This is a genomic window from Tenacibaculum sp. (assembly GCF_048269885.1).
Classification (GTDB): domain Bacteria; phylum Bacteroidota; class Bacteroidia; order Flavobacteriales; family Flavobacteriaceae; genus Polaribacter.
In genome coordinates, this window is sequence record NZ_JBLWTZ010000003.1 from 111443 (window position 1) to 130193 (window position 18751).

The window sequence follows — 18751 nt, forward strand, 5'->3', positions numbered from 1 at the left end:
GAAAAAATCAAAGGTACAAAGAAGCTTTGTATGTTTTATGGATAATCAAAATCAACTTTGTAACTTTGACCTAATAACTTATGAAACATAATAATATGACAACACTAACAATAGGAGATAAGGCACCAAGTTTTGAATCGGTAGACGAAAAAGGAAATGTAGTAAAGCTTTCTGATTATGCAGGAAAAAAACTAGTATTGTTCTTTTACCCAAAAGCTAGCACACCTGGTTGTACAGCTGAAGCTTGTGATTTACGTGATAATTATAAAACATTTTTAGCAAAAGGCTACGACGTTTTAGGGGTGAGTGCCGATTCTGCAAAACGCCAGCAAAACTTTATTAATAAAAATGAATTACCTTTTCCTTTATTAGCAGATGAAAGTAAAGATGTAATCAATGCTTTTGGTGTTTGGGGACCTAAAAAGTTTATGGGTAGAGAGTATGACGGAATTCACCGTACTACTTTTGTAATTGATGAGAATGGAGTGATAGAAGATGTAATTACGAAAGTAAAAACGAAAGAACACGCAAATCAGATATTAAAGTAATAGTATTAGAATAGCTAATAAAAGAAAAAAGTCGAGTGTTTACTCGACTTTTATTTTTTGTAATTTCAGCTCTTTTAAAGAGGCTGTTTTAAGTTCTTCCTGTAATTCCTTACTCGTTTTAGAGCTACCATCATGACTCCATCCCGGGGGCATAAACACATATTTTAATCGTGTTGTTAATGGCAAATTCTTTTTTCGTGTAAAAAAGTCTTTAAAAATTTCTTTCCACTCATGGAAAATAATATTAATAGGGCCTTTGTCTTCTAAAGGTTTGGTTAAACCATAACGTAACTTTTCATATTGCATTTCATCTTCTTCAGCTTGAAAAGTTCCAAAAATACGATCCCAAATAATCAACACCATTCCCATATTTTTATCTAAATATTTAGTATTCGAAGCATGGTGAACTCTATGGTGTGAAGGAGTAACAAAAATATATCCCCACCATCCTAATTTACTTTTAATAAAATTGGTATGGCATAAGGTTCCGTAGTTCTGGTTCATGGCGTATGCAAACATAATATGCAACGGCATAACACCTAGAAAAGCTAAGGGTAAAAAGAACATATACCTAAATAAAGGTTGTAAAACTGGAGATCTAAAACCAGTAGAAATATTATAAAATTCAGAGTTGTGATGTGTTACGTGTACAGCCCAGAAAAATCTTGAATGATGATCTACATAATGGTGAATATAATACAAAAAATCTTGACCAATAAAGGCTAATAACCAATACGCCCACGACATATTACCTTCCCAATCAATAATTCTGTATTGATAACAAAAGCCCATAATAGCAAATGAAGTAACCTTCATTAGTAAATCTAAGCCAAAGTTAATTAAGGCAAAGTATACGTTAGTGGCAGTATCTTTAAACTCATAGTTTTTAGCTTTAGCTCGATAGCTAAAGAACATTTCGAGTAAAATTACTGAAATGAAAAAAGGAGCACTCCAGTAGTAAAGTATGTCTTGATTAAATATGTTGCTCATGCTATTTTTTTAGTTGCAAAAATATTTAATTTTACTCTAATTTAATTGTTAAAGTTTAGAGTCTTTCCTCTATCCAGCTTTTAAAGCTATAAAAGTTTTGAGGAGCAACACCGTGTCCAACAGGATATTCAGAATAATCATAATTCAACTCAAAGCCTTTCAATAAAATAGGGGCTTTACGTGCCCAATCTATAGGAAGAACTTGATCTACGGTTCCGTGAGAGATATAATAATCTGTTGTAATAGAGTTGTCTATTTCAGCAGGCAATAATTCTTCGTTAATATAACCACTTAAGGCTACTACGTGTTTTGCCTTGTTCGGGTATTTAAAACTTAACGCATAACTTAAAATAGCTCCTTGACTAAATCCTAATAAAAATGTTTTATCAGGATTGGTATTGTACTTTTCTTTGATTTCATCTATAAAAGAAGCAATTTTATCAACCGATTCTGCTGCTTGTGTTAAATCAGAAAACTTACCGTTAACTGAATCAAAATTTATAGCATACCAAGCATAACCACCATAGCCCATATCATGAGGAGCTCTAGCACTTACAATTAATAAATCGTCTGGTAATTCTTCTGCAAATGAAAATAAATCTTGTTCGTTGCTACCATATCCGTGTAATAAAATTAATAATGGAGGGTTAGCATTCGAGGTTTTAGGTTCTCTTACAATATATTGTAAACTCATGTGTTAAATTCCTTTAAATAGGTTTTGAAATTGCTCACCAACAACTGGTACAAGCTTTTTTTCTCCCTTTAAAACAGCTAAAAGGCTAATTAACCAAAGCACAAATAGTAGTACACCAACAATCCAACCAGCATTACTACCTAAATATTTATAAACAACCCAGCCGTTTAAAAGCTGAAGAACATTTAAACCAAGCATTTGCCTAATGTAAAAACTAGCAAAAGCATTCTTTTTGTTCATGTTTAAAACAAAGGCAATAATAAGTCCTATAACTGTAAAATGACTAATGATTGCTTCGGTTTTTCCTTCGTTTACTGTTAGATTTTCCATAATTCTATGAGTTTAAAATTAGTTGACTATTATTGTAAATACCGTATACTTTTCCTTCTAGCTTTTTCCCTAGAAAGATACTGTTTTTCGAGGTAGAAACAATATTTTCCTTAGAGAAAGTATACGCTCCATCAGGATTAAAAATAGACAAACTAGCTTTTTCATCTTCTTTTATGGAGGTCGATTCGATATTAAAACGTTTTCTAGGATTGTTAGATAAACAGTTAGTAATAGTTTCTAAATCTAATACAGTATTCAAGGCTCCAAAAGCACTTTCTAAACCAATAGTTCCGTCTTTTGCAGTAGAAAACTCTACTTTTTTATGTTCAATGTCAATTGGATTATGATCTGAAGTAATCATGTCTATAACTCCTTCTTTTACACCTTGTATTAAGGCTTTTTTATCTTCTTCCGTACGTAGGGGAGGGTTTACTTTTTTATTAGCTTCAAAGCCGTGTAATTCATCATCTGTCAGCACTAAATTATGTACCGCAACACTACAGGTTACATCTAAGCCTTTTTCTTTTGCTTCTTTAATAAGTTGAACAGACTTTGCCGTTGAGATAGTAGGAATGTGTAATTTCCCTCCTGTATATTCTAGCAGAAATAAATCGCGAGAAATTTGAATTTCTTCTGCAAGCGCAGGAATTCCTTTTAAGCCTAAAAGCGTACTGTTTTTTCCTTCGTTAGCAACACCTTCACCTGCAATTAAATTGTTTTTAGGAAAGCTTAGTACCAATCCGTCAAAATTTTGAGCATATAACAATGCTATCTTTAACAAATTATCATTGCTAACAGGGTTGTTATAATCGCCAAAAGCAATAGCACCCGATTGTTGCATGTCGTACATTTCAGACATTTCAACCCCCTTACTTTGCTGTGTTAAAGCTCCAATAGGATGAATGCTAGTTGCCGCTCCCTTTACTTTATTAATTAAAAACTCAATAGCCGATTTATTATCAACTATAGGGTGTGTGTTTGGATTGATAGCTACATGTGTAAATCCACTTTTAGCCGCTACTTGTACACCATGTTGCAAGGTTTCTCGCTCTTCATAACCAGGTTCTCCAAAAGAAACACTCGTATCAAACCAACCCGGAGATACATGAAGATTCTCAAGCGTTACAACAGTATAGTTTTCTTCACTAGCAATGTTGTTGTCAATTTTGGTAATAATACCGTCGGTAATTAAAATATCTTTAGTTTGTTGATGGTAAGGACTAGAAGCATCTATTATTGTTGCCGATTTAAGCAGCGTTGTCATGGTTTAAAGAATTTTAAAATCAAAATTTCTAAAAGCAAAGATACAATAGCTAAGCCCAAAAACCATTTCCAAAGCCATTGAATTTTGTTTTCATCATTAATATTTTCCAAGGTGTTTTTAACTGAAGTAGATATGGTCATACCATTAGCTTCAGAAAATACTAAAAAGTCTAAGACACTTTCATCTTTATTGTAATTAAAAGCAATATTTCTAAGCACATTATTTTGTTGTTGTATTTGATAAAAACCAGCAACTAAAGGTTGATCTTTAGTGGTAATACGTGTTTTGTTTTGAAAAGTTTGTTGCAAAGGAATAAAAGAACCTTTATTAGTAACAATACTTAAAACTTCATCTTTACCTAGTTGGGTATCAATATCAATAGTATTTTGTTTGTCTATGGTATAATACAATTCAGAAAGTTGTAAACTCTGTTTTCCGATGTTATAAAAAACAGGTACAATTAAAGGTGAGTTCGTAAAATTACTATTGTCTTTTAGTAGAGGAGCCGCTACCCAATACATGGAAGCATTTGGTAGATTAATCTGTTTGATAAACCCTTGTTTGTTTTCAAAAGAAACAATGTTACTAGCATTTTTAAACTCAGTATTAAAAGAGGTTTTTACAAACGGATATTGAAAGTTAGCAACTTTCTTTTCGAAAACATTTTTTAAAAGAGGATGATTATAATTAATTGAAGTAACCTTTAAGCTATCATTTTTTTTAGAAAGTAACTTTCCTGTATTTAGCTTCCTGAAAAAGTTGTTATAAGAAGAAAGTACTGATTCTTTATTTGGAATTATAACAAGATTTCCACCTTTTTTAGTGTAGCTTTCTAAACTATTCAAAAGGGTTGCTGGAATACTTTCCAACTCATTTAATACAATAAGATGTTGCTTGTCTATCAAATTATAGTTGGCATTTTGCAGCGTAGAAGAAGTAAAGTTAAACTCATCTTTGGTATAAATTCGTTGTAAGAAGTCATTCGATTTTCCAATAGCTAATACATTAATTTTTTCGTTAGCATTAATGGTAAAATAAAACGAATTATCAAACCCGTAGGTGTCGTTAAAATTCATAGCTACTTTACCTAAAAACACAGGTGCTTTTACAACAGAAAAAGTAACCTCTGTAGTCTTATTTCCTTCAATACTAAAGGTTTGTTTATTCAACAATTTGTCATTATTGTATATAGCAATAGGAATGTCATTTTTAGCATTTCCTTGATTTTTAACAACAATATGTACGTTGAAATTAGATCCTCCATTGTCATCTACAAAAACACTATCAATAGAAATGTTGTTTTTTTGTTCAGGAACCAATTTTACAAAAGAAGTATTTTTAGGAGCGTTGTCAATTTCCTCTTTTTTAATGTTTTGAAAATCAGAGATTACAATGTTTTTGGTAGGAGAAGTAACAGACTTATGCTCACTAGTCATTTTTAGAAAAACATCAGCAAGGTTTCTGTTTTTTGCCGTATTGGTTGTTTTTAACAACTCTTCTTTTAGTTCAGAAGCTGTTTTATTTGTGTAAAAATGATCGTTTGTAAGTAAAGAATACTTAGTGTTTTCTGTTGTGTTTTCAATAATTTCTTGGGTAGCAATTTGCAGTAAATTACCTTTTTCTCCAATAGCGTTAGTACTTAAAGAGTTATCAAGATACATAAAGAAATGTTGTTCTTCATTTGCTTTGTGGTTGCTAAAATATGGTTGAGCAAATGCAAAAATAAGAGCAGCGAGCAGCAGTAAACGAGTGGCTAAAATCAGCCATTTTTTTATACGAGAACTTTTACGTGTTTGCAATACCAACTTTTGTAAAAAAGCTACATTGGTAAACGGAACTTTTACAAATCGCTGTAGTTGGAACAGGTGTACCAAAATAGGAATGAGTAAAAAAGCTAAGAAATATAAAATCTCAGGATGTTTAAACTGCATAATTGTAATTTACTAACTGTAAAAATACCTAAATAGATGGTTTAAAAAAGAATGTAGTTAAAAATCTGTTAGAAGTGTGGTAAGTTTTCGACAAAGGATTAAATTTTCCTATTTTTGGACTATGACTACAAAAGAGAGTGAGTGTAACATTCCGGAAGAAATTAATTACAAAAAGCACTGGAATGCAGCCTATGTAAAAAATCCAACTGAAAAACTAGGCTGGTTCGAAGAAAGTTCGAAAGAAACTATTCAATTACTAAAAGAATCCAACGTATCTAAAGACGCTACAATCTTAAATGTTGGTGTTGGTTCATCTATGTTAATTGATGCATTAGTAGCTGATGGATATTCAGGTTTAATAGCAAATGATTTATCTGAAAAAGCTTTAATCGATATACAAAATCGATTAGGAAAAGATGCCTCAAAAGTTAATTTTATCGCTGATGATTTAGTAACTCCAACCAAGTTACATGAGCTTGATGAAGTTGATGTATGGAATGATAGGGCGGTACTACATTTCTTTTTAAAAGAAGAAGAACAAAACACCTATTTTAACCTGCTAAAGAAGCTTGTAAAAGTAAACGGATTCGTAATTATTGCTGTTTTTGCTTTAGACGGAGCAGAAAAATGTTGTGGACTGCAATTACAACGTTACAATGCGGAAATGCTACAAGAAAAATTAGGAAACGATTTTGTTTTAGTCAATAGTTTTAATCACACATTTGTAAATCCGTACGGAGGAGAACGTCCGTATGTTTATACCTTATTTCAAAGAGCCAATAAGTAATGAACGTAACCAATATCCCTTATAAAAACACAGGATTCTTTTCTAAAACAATGGAAGATTATTTAAAGGCTGATGAAAAGATGCAACCTTTTTATAACCGTTATCCGAGTTTACGAAACTTTGAAAAGCAACTAGCAGAAAAGAAAGCAACTCCTATTTCAAGCACTCAAAGGAAAAGATTGGTTGAAGTATTGAGAAAACAATACAAAGACATTGATTTGTCGTTCGACACGCAAAATAATATAGAAAGCTTACTAAAAGAGAATACGTTTACCATAACAACAGGACATCAGTTGAATTTGTTTACGGGACCGTTATACTTTTTATATAAGATTATATCAACTATAAACATGTGCGAGCATTTGTCAATGCAATTTCCTAATGAGAATTTTGTACCTGTATATTGGATGGCAACTGAAGACCATGATTTTGAGGAAATCAATTATTTTAATTTTAAAGGAAAAAAAGTACAGTGGAATTCTGATCAAACAGGACCAGTAGGGCGTTTTACAACCGAGGGGTTACAAGATGTTTTTGAAGTGTTTGCAGAACATTTGGGAAGTTCAAAAAATGCCATTCAAATAAAAGAACTCTTTGAAAAAGGATATTTACAGCACAAAACATTAGCAGGTGCAACAAGATATATAGCCGACAAACTTTTTGGAAAGTACGGTTTGGTAATTTTAGATGCTGACGAAAGAGAATTAAAAAGAGCACTAACACCGTATGTAGAATACGATTTGTTACACGAAACCTCTTATAAAGAAGTATCGAAAACAATTACAGCACTAGAACAATCATATAAAATACAAGTAAATCCGCGTGAGATAAACTTATTTTATATCACCGATAGGATTCGCGAACGTATTGTTCTTGAAAATGGAATATACAAAGTAAACAATACAGATATTTCTTGGACAAAGGATGAAATCTTAGACCATTTACATAGCGAACCAGAATGTTTTTCGCCAAACGTAATTATGCGTCCACTATACCAAGAGGTAATTTTACCGAACTTATGTTATATAGGTGGAGGAGGAGAGTTAGCCTACTGGTTAGAGTTAAAGGCATATTTTGATAAAGTAAATGTTCCGTTTCCTATTTTATTATTGAGAAACTCAGCTCAAATACTTTCAGAAAAGCAGTTAGGTAAGTTAGAAAAACTAAACGTTTCAGAAGAAGAACTATTTTTAAAACAAGAGGACTTACTCGCAAGAAAAGTGTTAGCTAACGGCGATACTAAGGTAGATTTTACCAAGCAAAAACAGTTTTTACAACAACAATTTGATGATTTACGTGAGCTAGCTCAACAAACCGATGTTTCTTTTGTAGGAGCTGTAAATGCTCAAGAAAGAAAGCAGGTGAAAGGATTAGAAAACCTTGAAAAAAGATGGTTACGAGCAGAAAAACGACGTCAAAAAGAAATGGTTGAAAGAATCGTAGCTTTGCAAAACGAATTATTACCTAATCAAAGTTTAGAAGAGCGTCAACGTAATTTTTCAGAATTTTATTTAGAGTATGGAGCAGACTTCATTACAATTCTAAAAGAAAACTTACATCCGTTACAACTAGAGTTTACCCTTATTACACTTTAATGAGCACAAAAAAAGGATTACATCCTAAAAACATACACAACCAAGGATACGATTTTACACTATTAGTAGAAAAGTATCCGAAACTTTCTGAATTTATCATTGAAAAGTTTGAGAAAGAGACTATTGATTTTTCTGATCCAATAGCCGTAAAAGAGTTTAATAAGGCTTTATTAGCAGCTCATTATAATATTAAACATTGGAATTTTTCTGATGAAAACTTATGTCCACCCATACCTGGAAGAGTAGATTATATTCACCATTTAGCTGATTTAGTTGCGGGTGAGGAAAACGTAACGGTGTTAGATATTGGTACAGGGGCAAGTTGTATTTATCCTTTGTTGGGAATTGCAGTATACGATTGGAATTTTGTAGCAACCGATATCGATTTAGATTCGTTAGATTATGCTCAGGACATTATAGATGACAATGATTTTACGGATAAGGTTGAATTAAGACAACAGTTTAAAGAAGAGCATATCTTAGAAGGAATTATAGAAGCAGGTGATGCATTTACGGTAACGATGTGCAATCCGCCATTTTATAAATCGGCAGAAGAGGCGAGAGGAGCCAACCGAAGAAAATCGAGAAACTTAGGGAATAATGCAGTACGTAATTTTGCAGGAAACTCTAATGAGTTATGGTATATAGGCGGAGAGAAAGCTTTTTTGCACACCTATTTATATGAGAGTTCTAAACATCCGAAAGTAAGTAAATGGTTTACGAGTTTGGTTTCTAAAAAAGAAAACGTAGAAAGCTTACAGAACTCAGGTAAGAAATTAGGAGTTAAAGAGTTTAAAGTAATTCCTATGCACCAAGGAAACAAAGTAACACGTATAGTGTGCTGGAGGTTTTTGTAGTCGGTAGCTGGTAGTCGTTAGTTTTTAGTTGAGGCGAAATTTTTTTAAAAAAGTCATAGCGAGGAGTAAGATAGCCACGTCGTTCATTTCGACTTCGCTCAATGAGCTTCTTCGCTATGACGTTTTATTATTCTTAAATACTTTTTACAAAGTCTAAGAATACTTTTTTATGAAGCGCTAAATCCATATTAGGAGAAAGTGCTACACGAGCAATATAATCTTTATCCCCTTCTTTGGTAGTTCCTTGTGTTGAGGTTGCAGGAATGGTCCAGTAACAACCTTTTAACTGTCCGTAGCTTACACAATACTTACTTTCATTTGGAATTTCAGTAATCATTAAATTGATAAGCTTTAAGTTTAAGGCTCTTTTATAGGCTTCTTTTTCTTCCGCAGTATTTCCTTTGGTAGGAAGGTCTAACGAAAATACCGATGGCGTAAATCCTTGTGCTGCTAGTTCTTCTGAAACAAAATTGATTTTAGCATCAGGTAACACTTCATGAATAAAGTTTACAAACTCACGCGTATTCTTATAAGCATCACTAATACGTTGTGTCATTGAAGGCATTTGTGTAGCTAATATTTCATATTGAAGCGGTGTAGCCTCGTTATCGCAAATATGTAAGTGCTTTTCTATTTTTTTGATTAACGCGTTGGTTGTTTTATTTCCAACACAGTATCCAGCAGTACATTTTCCACCACTAGGGAATTTTGATCCACTAGCAAACGAAATAGTTCTAATATTGGCTAACATGTCTGTATCTCCTAAAAAGTGGACATTCGGACAAAAAGTTTGGTCTAAAATAAAAACAGGATCAACCGCTGTTTCACCAGTAGGAGTCGTACGTTTTTTACTCAAAACATCTCTTAAATCGGTAAGATTAGGTACTTCTACTCTTGGATTGGTCGGAATTTCTGCAATGATATACGGAACCGCATCTTGTGCTGCAATGTTGGTTAACACGGTATCGATACTTTCTACCATGTCGTTGTCTCCATCAACAGGTAAATCAACAATGTCTACATTGTTTAAACAAGCAGCAACACGTCTCGCTTGGTCGTTTGTACCACCATAACAGTTTGGAGGCACTACAATTTTAATCGCTTTTCCTTGATGGTTTTCAAGAGCATCATCAATCAATCCCATTAAAATGGCGTATTGTATTGAAAGTCCACTTGATGCTACTAACGCTTTTGTACTGGTGTTGGTAATTTCATTGATGAGTTTTTCAACCTTTGCTTTGTTTTGTACTACGTCAGTTACTGTAACCTCATACGGTTCATCGATAAGGCTTTTTAATGCTTTTAACGAATTAGATGGAGTCATGGCAATGGTTTCTCTCCTTCTTACATGTTGAATGTCTGAAATGTAAGCATCGTTTTGTGCACCGTTGACCAATAATAAGCTTCCTAATTCTGGATGTGTGTTGATGTAAAAATCAACGTTTGGTACAATGGTAAAGTTGCCAATAGTTTCTTGCTCAACAATCAATACGGTGCTACCATCAAACTCAGGAATAGCCTCAATACTATCTACTTTTTTTAGCTCAAACTGATATCCGTATACGCTCTTAATTACCTCTGCATCAAAAAAGCTAGGGATTTCATTGGTGTACACTATTTGCGTGTTTTTATTTGCAAACAAATTCGCTCTTAACACAGCCAAAACAGGAACTGTTTGTGACGAAAAACTAATTACATTTGCTGCTTTAGTGTTGTATAGTTTGGCAATCGTCCACTCTAATACAGACGATAACGGATGCCCTAAACGAATATAATCGTATGCAGTTGGCAACTCGTTTAAAGATGAAGCAGTAGCATTGTTGTTGTTAAACAAATCTTCAAACTGTTCTAAAAACTGGGTTTTCGCTAGCTTTTCTACATAAATATCCAGACGGTGCGTGGTTAAGTTTAACCAATCTGCTGGCATATTTTCTACAACATTTTTTATATAAGTATGTACGTTTTTGTCTTGCATTATAGGTGTCTTTTAATAAGACTGCAAGATACGTTAATTAGATTTTTTTGGAAAGTCAGAAGAGGAGAGTTTTATTTAACTGTCGATTGGTGTAACATTGTGTAGTTTTAAAAATAATACGAATGTTATAGAGTATTTCGTATTGTCAATTGTACTCAATTTCCCTTTTAACAATACTCTTTACTGTGTTATTTTCGAAAATCTTTTTTTCAACCCAATTATTAAATCTGTCAAATTTATATTCATATTTACTTGTTGAAATTAACGAATCGTTTTGATTAAAATGTTTTGAACCGGTTAAAGTTTCACAATCATATTCGTACACAGTTTTACTGTTTAGTTTTTGGTTATTATACACTTTTGTTTCAATACTTTTAATTAATTCTTTTTTGTTAAAATAACTTGTTGAAATAGAGTTTATAATAGTGTCCGATGTGTTTAAACTAATTAGAAGAAGTGAGGTTGTAGTTTTTTCTTTTGTATTGTTGCTTCTATAATAGTATTTCTCAATTTGCTCGAATTTTTCATTTCTATTATCTAAACGGCTTATTGTTTGGTCTAAAAGGTTGTTATTGTATATGTAATTAACTTCAAGAGGTAAACTGTCAATAGACATTGTAACAATCTCTTTTTCCAATTTTCCTAAACGATTGTAGATATAATTGGTCTCCATTTTTTGCCCATCAGATGGAGTGTGTCGTGTTTGAGCTAATATTTTATTACTCTTGTTAAATCTTTTATTGGTGATGACAATAGTGTCAAGATTCTTATTGTTTGAGTCTTTGTTAGCTACATTAATTGCATACTCGGTTATTTTATAAGCGCTTCTGGTAAGTCCGTTTTGAAGTAATTTAGGCTTGTTGCAACAACCGACCAAGAAGATCGAAAAAAATAATATGAATTTGTTCATGTGGTTTTAATTATCCCCGAAGGTTTAAGGTACCTGTCGTTTTAATAAATAGATATCGCCTGATAGCGAAATTATCGTTTTAAACCTTAGAAATCAAACTAAAATTTAAGTAGTCTCCTCCGTATCCAGTTTATCTATTTCATAACTCATGTATTCCTTATACAGTTTCGCAATAGACTTGGTTTCTCCTAGTATGGTGAGTACATCATCTGTTAGTAAAACCGTAGAACCATTAGGGGTAAACGTTTTGTCGTTTCTTTCAACCAAAGCCACTAAAACATCTTTTGGTAACTGAATATCTTTTAGCTGTTTTCCAATCATGGTGTCTTGCGGAGTTCCTTCGAGTAGTTTGATGCTTACAAATCGCTCGTTTTGTAATAAAAACTCCTTAATTTCTCTATGGCTGTTCATTTTAAGCAAGGTTTTTACGATGTGCTCTCGTTCTAAAATATCAAGAAGTCTCGATAGCATACGTAATTGCTGTTTTGGGTTTTCATCAGAATTAATTAGAAAAGCACAGATTTGTATGGGCTTTTTAAACTCATAATCTTCAGAGGGAAGTGTTCCTTCAATAGGAGTTTTCGAAATTACAATCTTCATGGATGGATGCGAAACGCTTTTAAACTTGGCATGAAAAACCAAAATACCTGGTAAAGTGATGACAGATTCATCGGGTATCGACTGAAAAAACTTGTGGAGTACTCCTTCTTTGTTGAGGTCTAACTCTTGGCAAAAGTAATCAGATACCTTATTTAATATTTCATCAAAGTTAGTGGTATCCTTAATTATTTTTATTTTCGATGTAATTACGGTTTCATCAAAAGGATCGCCTTCACGAAGTCCTTTTTCTTTTAAAATGGTCATTAATTCGTTTTCCAACTCATCGTATTGGTGTCTTCCTAAAAGCGCAAACCAATGAAAGATTGCTCCTTCACGTTTAACCTTTCCTTTGGAATAAAAATGATACCAAAGTAAGCCAATAACAATAATGCCTGAGGTAAAAAGTATGGGCATCCATCCTAAATAAATAATAAGGATGAATGAAATAACAATTCCGATAACTTGCATAAACGGATATAATGGAGACAAATACCCAGGATCGTATGATTCTATTTTACTTTTTCTAAATACAATAACAGAGAAGTTAATAAAGATGAAAATCAATAATTGGAAGGTACTGGCAAGCTTTACAATACCTTCTTCTGATAGTACTAGAATGAATACTATAATTAACGCTGTGGTTAAAAATATAGCGACTACAGGACTTCCTTTTTTACCAATTCTAGCCAGAATAGCAGGAAATAGTTTATCGCGTCCCATAGCAAACGGATATCGCGAGGCAGATAATAGTCCTGCATTCCCTGTAGAGGCAAAAGCAGCCAGTGCTGCTACCGACATTAACAGTACTCCCACATTATCGGGTAACCATTTAAAAAGTTGTTCGGCGGCTGTAGCAGCTGGTGCCAATTCGTTAGCAAAGGCGGTAGGCTCAATAAGTGTAACCATAATAAAAACACCCAAACCATAAATTAATCCTGTAACGACTAAAGAAAGTATCATTCCTAAAGGAATGTTTCTTTCAGGGTTTTTAATTTCTTCTGCAACACTTACTATTTGAGTGAGTCCTAAATAGGAAACGAAAACAAAACCTATGGTAGTAAACATACCTCCAAATCCGTTTGAAAAGAAGGGGGTAAATTGTTTGTTAATAGATTCATCGGTGATAGTATCTGAGGTGAATATAGAAAAAAGACCATCTGCAATAAAACCAACCAAAATGACTAATAGGAATATGACAAATACCTTTTGAAAGGCGGAGGTTTTTTTAGCGCCTATTAAGTTTAATGCCATAAAAAAAAGAGTGGCTACAATAGCTACTACCTTGGTAGGAACTTCCCAAAATATAGCGGCATACGCACCAATACCAATAATAGCAAAGGCTGTTTTAAGCATTAAAGCGAAATACGTACCCAGTCCGCCAATGGTTCCCATGAGTGGACCTAAGCTTCTGTCTAAAAAAAAGTAAGCTCCACCTGATCGTGGTAAGGCTGTTGATATTTCAGCAATACTAAACATGGTGGGTAGTATTAATACACCGGCAAGTAAGTAGGCTAAAAAGACAGAAGGCCCTGTGTAATGTGAAGCGATTCCTGGTAGTAAAAAGAAACCAGAGCTAAACATGGCTCCAGTACTTATGGCAAAAACATCAAATAATCCTAAGTCTTTTTTTAGTTTGTTCCTCATGGCTTTTGTGTTTAAGGCTTATTAGTAGGTAGTTAGACCATGAGAAGATATGAAAAAAAATACACTTTTTAGGTGCTATTTGGTTAAGATAATGTTTGTAATGTGCTCTTTAAGAGTGTTTTTGCCAAAAAGGTTAGCTTTTGCTGATTGTTTTATAGGGTGAAAAAAAGTGTTGTTGTTGTCGGGGCGAGACTCCAAGCCTAATAAGGGTGATACTCCTTGTCTAAGGGGAATGACTCTCCCACGGTGGTGGGAGTTGTTTTTTATGGTTTATTGGCTACCGTGTAGAAAAATGTTAGTTAAGAAATGTAGTTTAATAATATGGGAGCCATTTTTCTGAGTAAGGGGAAATTGACTACTTATACTAAGGGTTGGTAGTGTGAAATGTGTTTATTCAACATACTTTTTGTATTCAGCAATTTTACTCTCTAATCTTTTATTTAAGTATTCATTCTTGTTATTTAGTGTTTCATTAATTACGATAGCTTCAGATAAATAGTGTTGAATTTTATCTTTTTTCCAATGTTTTGGTGGTTCTTGAAGGTTTGTAATTCTGTCTGCTAATTTTACCATTCCAACTTCTTTTTCAAGTTTGTTTATTCGGTTCAAGCTGTCTGTCATTTTCTCCTTTTTAGAGCTTATGTTTTTATTTTTAGTCAATGCTTGCACTCCATTAGCAACTTTTTCTCCAAATATGTTCAATAACTCCGAAAAGTCAGTATCAGTATCTTCTAGTGTATCGTGAAGTAGCGCTAATTGAACAGCATAATTCAAATCGAAATTGTTATTTGCATTATATGCTAAGATTATTTCCATAGCAACATTAGCAATATGTAGCAAATAGTTAGAATTTGTTCCAGGGACTTTTTGATCTTTATGCTTTTCTCCAGCAAATTTTATTGCTTTTTGATAGAGTTCTTGTGTCATTTGGGGTGTTTCCATTTAGAGAAGAGTTTTTTTTAGCATAGTATATTATTGTTCAAAAGGATAAAAAGTAGGCGAGAGTTAGTGAATTACTTATAATAATTACAGTAAGTGGCTCTATTTCGGATTGATAAATAATATTTTTCGGTTAAACTCTTCTTCAAACTTATACAAAAAATCTAGTTCTTTTCCATATTCATCGTATTTCTCCCAAGGGGTTAATTTCTTTTCTGAGTCAAGAAAGCTTTTGATTTTTGCTAACACTTCTTTACGAAGCTGTTTGGGTATGGTGTCTTCGAAATTTTCAATCCGATTGTTTTCTTCATAATTAATCAAAACATTGTAAAACTCTAATAGTTGATTTCGGAAGTTATTTTTTATAAATACTTCAACAGAAAATTCAAGATCAGATAATTCTTGTGGTATTACCATGTCAAATATTGGGGTTACAACTAAATATGGCTCTCCCCAAGAAAATTTCTTCTCTTCTAATGAGCATTTAGGGAGTGTATCGGTGTCTATTTTCATTTGTCTTGATTGAGTTGCTGTTTTGTTAGTTATATTGAGTAGATTCGAACCTGTTGTAATTGCGATTATATATTGTTAATCACTGGTTTTTAATTTTCAATTAAATGTTCAATATTCTGTCCAAAATAGAAATATGAAAGTCCGTTTCCATCTCCTCCTGTCGATTCAGAGTTTGCAATTGTTATTTTTAGTTTTTCAAATAAATAATTTCCTTGCTCAATTTCTTTAAAGTCATAACCTTTTAATTTCAGATGGTTTAAATAAATGTCAATATCTTTTCCAAACTCCATTTCTATATTGTCAATCAAAATTTTGATTCCCCAATGAACTTCCAAATCATAAAGTTTATTATCCTTGTCGAAACTCAAAAAGAAATAATTTTTCACACCATTAATATCCTCATAAATATCTCTTTTTTGGTCAATGTTGTGACTTGTGTCACCATCAAAGAATTGGGACACCTCAATGACTCTATCATCTTCTTTATAATGGGTTTTCAGTTTTTGTCTAACCGATTTTCTTTCGTCACTCCAATTAAAAATTTCAGAGTTTAGTTTAAACCCTTTGTCTGGTAATATTTCTAATGTCATTTTTGGTCAGCTTATGGTTAATAGTCTAGGTTATGAGTAGTTTTGTGGATCAGCACTTAACTATGCAAGTACACACCAAGCTAAAAAACCACTAATTTAAAGCTTATAAAAGTGTTTATACCTTAGAAATTTTATATATGACTTGGAAGCTTATACCCAAGTCTTGATTCAAACTCTTCAATTTCAATGTCAGTTACTTGGCTTTTAACTGGATTCCAAATTCTCCACTCTTCGTTTTCATTTTGATTTGGGTCGGCCATTTCTGTAACTATTTTGGTTGGCAGTTTATTTAATTGAACATCGGTAAGTTCTTTTAGGTATTTGTCAATTATTTGCTCCATCTTACTAATTATAGTTAAAGATATGGTTATAAGTTAGTCATGTTAAACTTTAATTTTAGGGACAAGTTGTCTAAATAAAGAAATGTGTAAGTAATGTTTTATATTACTTAGTTTAAAACAACCCAAAAAACTTTTTCTTTTTTACTGTATTTGGTCTATTTAAGTCCAAGACATCATTAACACCAAACTTATCAAATCCATCAAATAAGGCTTCCACACCTTTTTTTAGTTTAAGCTCTACTTCTTCGGTATATAGAGGAACTAAAGTGTAAAAATCTATTGATTTATTTTTAAGTTTTAAAGTATGGAATTCTTCTCCAAAAATTACTGAAGGTAATAAGGCCATCGTGTTCAGCTTTGTGTTTTCAGCAAAAGGCTCTGCTGGATGTCCATTAGGTATGGTGTGTCCATAGCTTAACCAAGTATTGTATTCATGCGGAAATCTGGCTAGAAATTTTAACGAACGTATAGGCCAATAATTATTTTCATCGTTAAAATCTTCTTCAGAAACTTTCCATTCTTTAGGTAAACAAATACTTAGTTCACAAAAGTCGCAGTCTTCAATACCCTCTGGTGTTTGCATGGGTTTATCACTCATTCCCGACGTAACAAAGGTATGAAAAGGTTTTTCTTCAGTTGGTTTTACCCAGTGAATATCAATGTGAACTTGATCAGAGATTATTTCGTGAAAAACTAGGTCGATTTTACCTACATGTTTCTCAATATGATTAGAAATTTCTTCAATTGAAGGCTCACCAGAAGCTATTTCAAAGTTTCTTTTATCTTCTTCATTATACTTATAAATTGGTGATCCTGATTCTGACTTTTCCATTTTTTTGATTATTAAAGCTTTTACTAGTTATATATACATAATAAAATCACTATTACATTCCTATAATGGTAGAGTAAGGAAAAGTTTTAGCAATTTTTCCTCCAAATATAAAAAAAAGTAAGATAAAAAAATGTGACTTTTTTATCGGGTCAACACACGAAGCCTAAGGAAAGTGATACCAAACAATAAAAAGATTACATATCGTATTGTGTAGAAAAATGTTTGTTAGTATGTTACATGTATAATTTTGGTTTTAAGAAGCAAGAGTATGTATAGTATTACACAAAGTGTTTTACTCATCTTCAAGTATGATAGTTGCAATTTGTGAGTTAATTTGATTGGGTCTAATAGTCCAGTTTAAAGCACCATTAGTCAACAAAATTACTGTGACATTTTGATTGGTTTTTTCGTTCCAGTAATGTCTGAAAGAGGATATACCAGCTCCTCCATGTCCAACCATTCTATAACCATCTTGAAGTCTGTAAGACTCCCAACCTAATCCAAAATAGCCATCTTTTCCATTTTTTAACTTTACAGGAGTCCAAACTCTTTCGAGTTGTTTTTTTGTGATTATTTTTTCTTTCTGAATGGCTTGAAACCATTTAACTAAATCATCTATTGAGATATTTAAACCAGCACCAGCATACATAGGAGAAGAATAATTTAGAGGAAACATTTCTAAACTTCCATTTCTTTTTTGGTAGCAAGTCACCCTATTAGGAATAACTTTTTTAAATCCACCGTACGTAGCTGAGCTTAAATTGAACTTATCGAAATATTCAGTTTGCATATAGGATTCAAAATCCTGATTAGCCAATTTTTCAATTATAGCACGAACTAGTAAAAAACCTGTTGCATTATATTTTGACTCCGTTCCTGGCTCAGAACTAAAGGGTTTATCTCTAAGAGCATCAATAACACTTTTTTCACTATCAGGAGCTAAATAGATTTGATAATCTATTTGGTCTGGAACACCAGAAGTATGAGATAGTAATTGTTTGAGAGTTAATTTTTTCCAAGATTCTGGTAAATCGTTTCTGTTTGGAAGAAAATCTTCTAAAGTTTCATTTACCTCTCGTTTATGAATGCTTACTAATTTATGAAGTGCAACCGAACTGAATAATTTGGATATTGAAGCAACAGGAAAAGACTTATCTATAGTCATAGGTACTTTAAGCTGCGCATGTGCTAAACCAAATGATTTTTTGTGTACTACTTTATTATCAATAAGGATTACATAGTTTAACCCAATAATATTTAGGCTATCTATGGTGTTTTCTAAATAAGCATCAGTTTTACGATAAACACTTTTATCATTTTTTTGAGCATAAGATTTACCTATCAAACAAGTAATTAGTAATAGTTGTAAAATTAGTTTCATTAGTTTTATTTTTTTCAATGACAGATGAGA

General features: G+C 32.6%; 18 protein-coding genes. 4 read left to right on the top strand and 14 right to left on the bottom strand.

The features are described from left to right. Positions 1-95: 95 nt before the first annotated feature. Complete coding sequence (gene bcp / locus ACN0WY_RS03295) at positions 96-548, top strand: thioredoxin-dependent thiol peroxidase (protein WP_330488277.1); 453 nt, start codon at positions 96-98, stop codon at positions 546-548. A 39-nt stretch (positions 549-587) separates the two neighbouring features. On the opposite strand, the gene ACN0WY_RS03300 is transcribed toward bcp, so the two are convergent. The 5 genes from ACN0WY_RS03300 to ACN0WY_RS03320 are packed head-to-tail and all read right to left on the bottom strand — an operon-like array spanning position 588 to position 5757. Next, entirely contained in the window at positions 588-1538 is a 951-nt protein-coding gene (locus tag ACN0WY_RS03300) for a sterol desaturase family protein (protein WP_330488276.1), read from the bottom strand. Between the two features lie 55 nt (positions 1539-1593). Continuing rightward, the gene (locus tag ACN0WY_RS03305; protein ID WP_330488275.1) at positions 1594-2232 is read right to left on the bottom strand and encodes an alpha/beta hydrolase; all 639 of its coding nucleotides are present in this window, start codon (positions 2230-2232) and stop codon (positions 1594-1596) included. Between the two features lie 3 nt (positions 2233-2235). Then, positions 2236-2562, bottom strand: a complete 327-nt coding sequence (locus tag ACN0WY_RS03310; protein WP_099213844.1) for a hypothetical protein — start codon at positions 2560-2562, stop codon at positions 2236-2238. A 4-nt stretch (positions 2563-2566) separates the two neighbouring features. Next, the gene (locus ACN0WY_RS03315; protein ID WP_417799545.1) at positions 2567-3826 is read right to left on the bottom strand and encodes a dihydroorotase; all 1260 of its coding nucleotides are present in this window, start codon (positions 3824-3826) and stop codon (positions 2567-2569) included. Next, positions 3823-5757: a BatA domain-containing protein gene (locus tag ACN0WY_RS03320; RefSeq protein ID WP_417799546.1), complete on the bottom strand. Its 1935-nt coding sequence runs from the start codon at positions 5755-5757 to the stop codon at positions 3823-3825. Before ACN0WY_RS03320 ends, ACN0WY_RS03315 begins: the two co-directional genes overlap by 4 nt. A gap of 121 nt (positions 5758-5878) precedes the next feature. Between ACN0WY_RS03320 and ACN0WY_RS03325 the strand changes: the two genes are divergently transcribed. Genes ACN0WY_RS03325 through rlmF form a run of 3 tightly spaced genes read left to right on the top strand, consistent with a single transcriptional unit; the run spans position 5879 to position 8996 of the window. After that, positions 5879-6544, top strand: coding sequence for a class I SAM-dependent methyltransferase (locus ACN0WY_RS03325; RefSeq protein WP_417799547.1), 666 nt, complete (start codon positions 5879-5881; stop codon positions 6542-6544). Beyond that, positions 6544-8139: a bacillithiol biosynthesis cysteine-adding enzyme BshC gene (gene bshC, locus ACN0WY_RS03330; RefSeq protein WP_417799548.1), complete on the top strand. Its 1596-nt coding sequence runs from the start codon at positions 6544-6546 to the stop codon at positions 8137-8139. Before ACN0WY_RS03325 ends, bshC begins: the two co-directional genes overlap by 1 nt. Further along, positions 8139-8996 (top strand): 23S rRNA (adenine(1618)-N(6))-methyltransferase RlmF, encoded by an 858-nt coding sequence (rlmF, locus tag ACN0WY_RS03335; protein WP_417799549.1) that lies wholly within the window; start codon positions 8139-8141, stop codon positions 8994-8996. The genes bshC and rlmF overlap by 1 nt, the downstream gene beginning before the upstream one ends. 133 nt (positions 8997-9129) lie before the next feature. Here the strand turns inward: rlmF and ACN0WY_RS03340 are convergent, their stop codons facing one another. The 9 genes from ACN0WY_RS03340 to ACN0WY_RS03380 all read right to left on the bottom strand — a co-directional run bounded on the left by ACN0WY_RS03340 (position 9130) and on the right by ACN0WY_RS03380 (position 18721). Then, the gene (locus tag ACN0WY_RS03340; protein WP_417799550.1) at positions 9130-10971 is read right to left on the bottom strand and encodes a cystathionine beta-synthase; all 1842 of its coding nucleotides are present in this window, start codon (positions 10969-10971) and stop codon (positions 9130-9132) included. A gap of 145 nt (positions 10972-11116) precedes the next feature. Beyond that, entirely contained in the window at positions 11117-11881 is a 765-nt protein-coding gene (locus ACN0WY_RS03345; RefSeq protein WP_330488267.1) for a hypothetical protein, read from the bottom strand. A 105-nt stretch (positions 11882-11986) separates the two neighbouring features. Next, the gene (locus ACN0WY_RS03350; protein WP_417799551.1) at positions 11987-14125 is read right to left on the bottom strand and encodes an amino acid permease; all 2139 of its coding nucleotides are present in this window, start codon (positions 14123-14125) and stop codon (positions 11987-11989) included. Positions 14126-14515: 390 nt separating this feature from the next. Next, positions 14516-15067 (bottom strand): HD domain-containing protein, encoded by a 552-nt coding sequence (locus ACN0WY_RS03355; RefSeq protein ID WP_417799552.1) that lies wholly within the window; start codon positions 15065-15067, stop codon positions 14516-14518. A gap of 99 nt (positions 15068-15166) precedes the next feature. After that, entirely contained in the window at positions 15167-15577 is a 411-nt protein-coding gene (locus tag ACN0WY_RS03360) for a hypothetical protein (RefSeq protein WP_417799553.1), read from the bottom strand. A gap of 89 nt (positions 15578-15666) precedes the next feature. Next, positions 15667-16167 (bottom strand): hypothetical protein, encoded by a 501-nt coding sequence (locus ACN0WY_RS03365; protein WP_417799554.1) that lies wholly within the window; start codon positions 16165-16167, stop codon positions 15667-15669. Positions 16168-16298: 131 nt separating this feature from the next. Next, positions 16299-16508: a hypothetical protein gene (locus ACN0WY_RS03370; RefSeq protein WP_417799555.1), complete on the bottom strand. Its 210-nt coding sequence runs from the start codon at positions 16506-16508 to the stop codon at positions 16299-16301. 112 nt (positions 16509-16620) lie between these two features. Continuing rightward, positions 16621-17340, bottom strand: coding sequence for a suppressor of fused domain protein (locus tag ACN0WY_RS03375; RefSeq protein ID WP_417799556.1), 720 nt, complete (start codon positions 17338-17340; stop codon positions 16621-16623). Positions 17341-17632: 292 nt separating this feature from the next. Next, positions 17633-18721, bottom strand: a complete 1089-nt coding sequence (locus ACN0WY_RS03380) for a serine hydrolase domain-containing protein (protein WP_417799557.1) — start codon at positions 18719-18721, stop codon at positions 17633-17635. Positions 18722-18751: the final 30 nt, after the last annotated feature.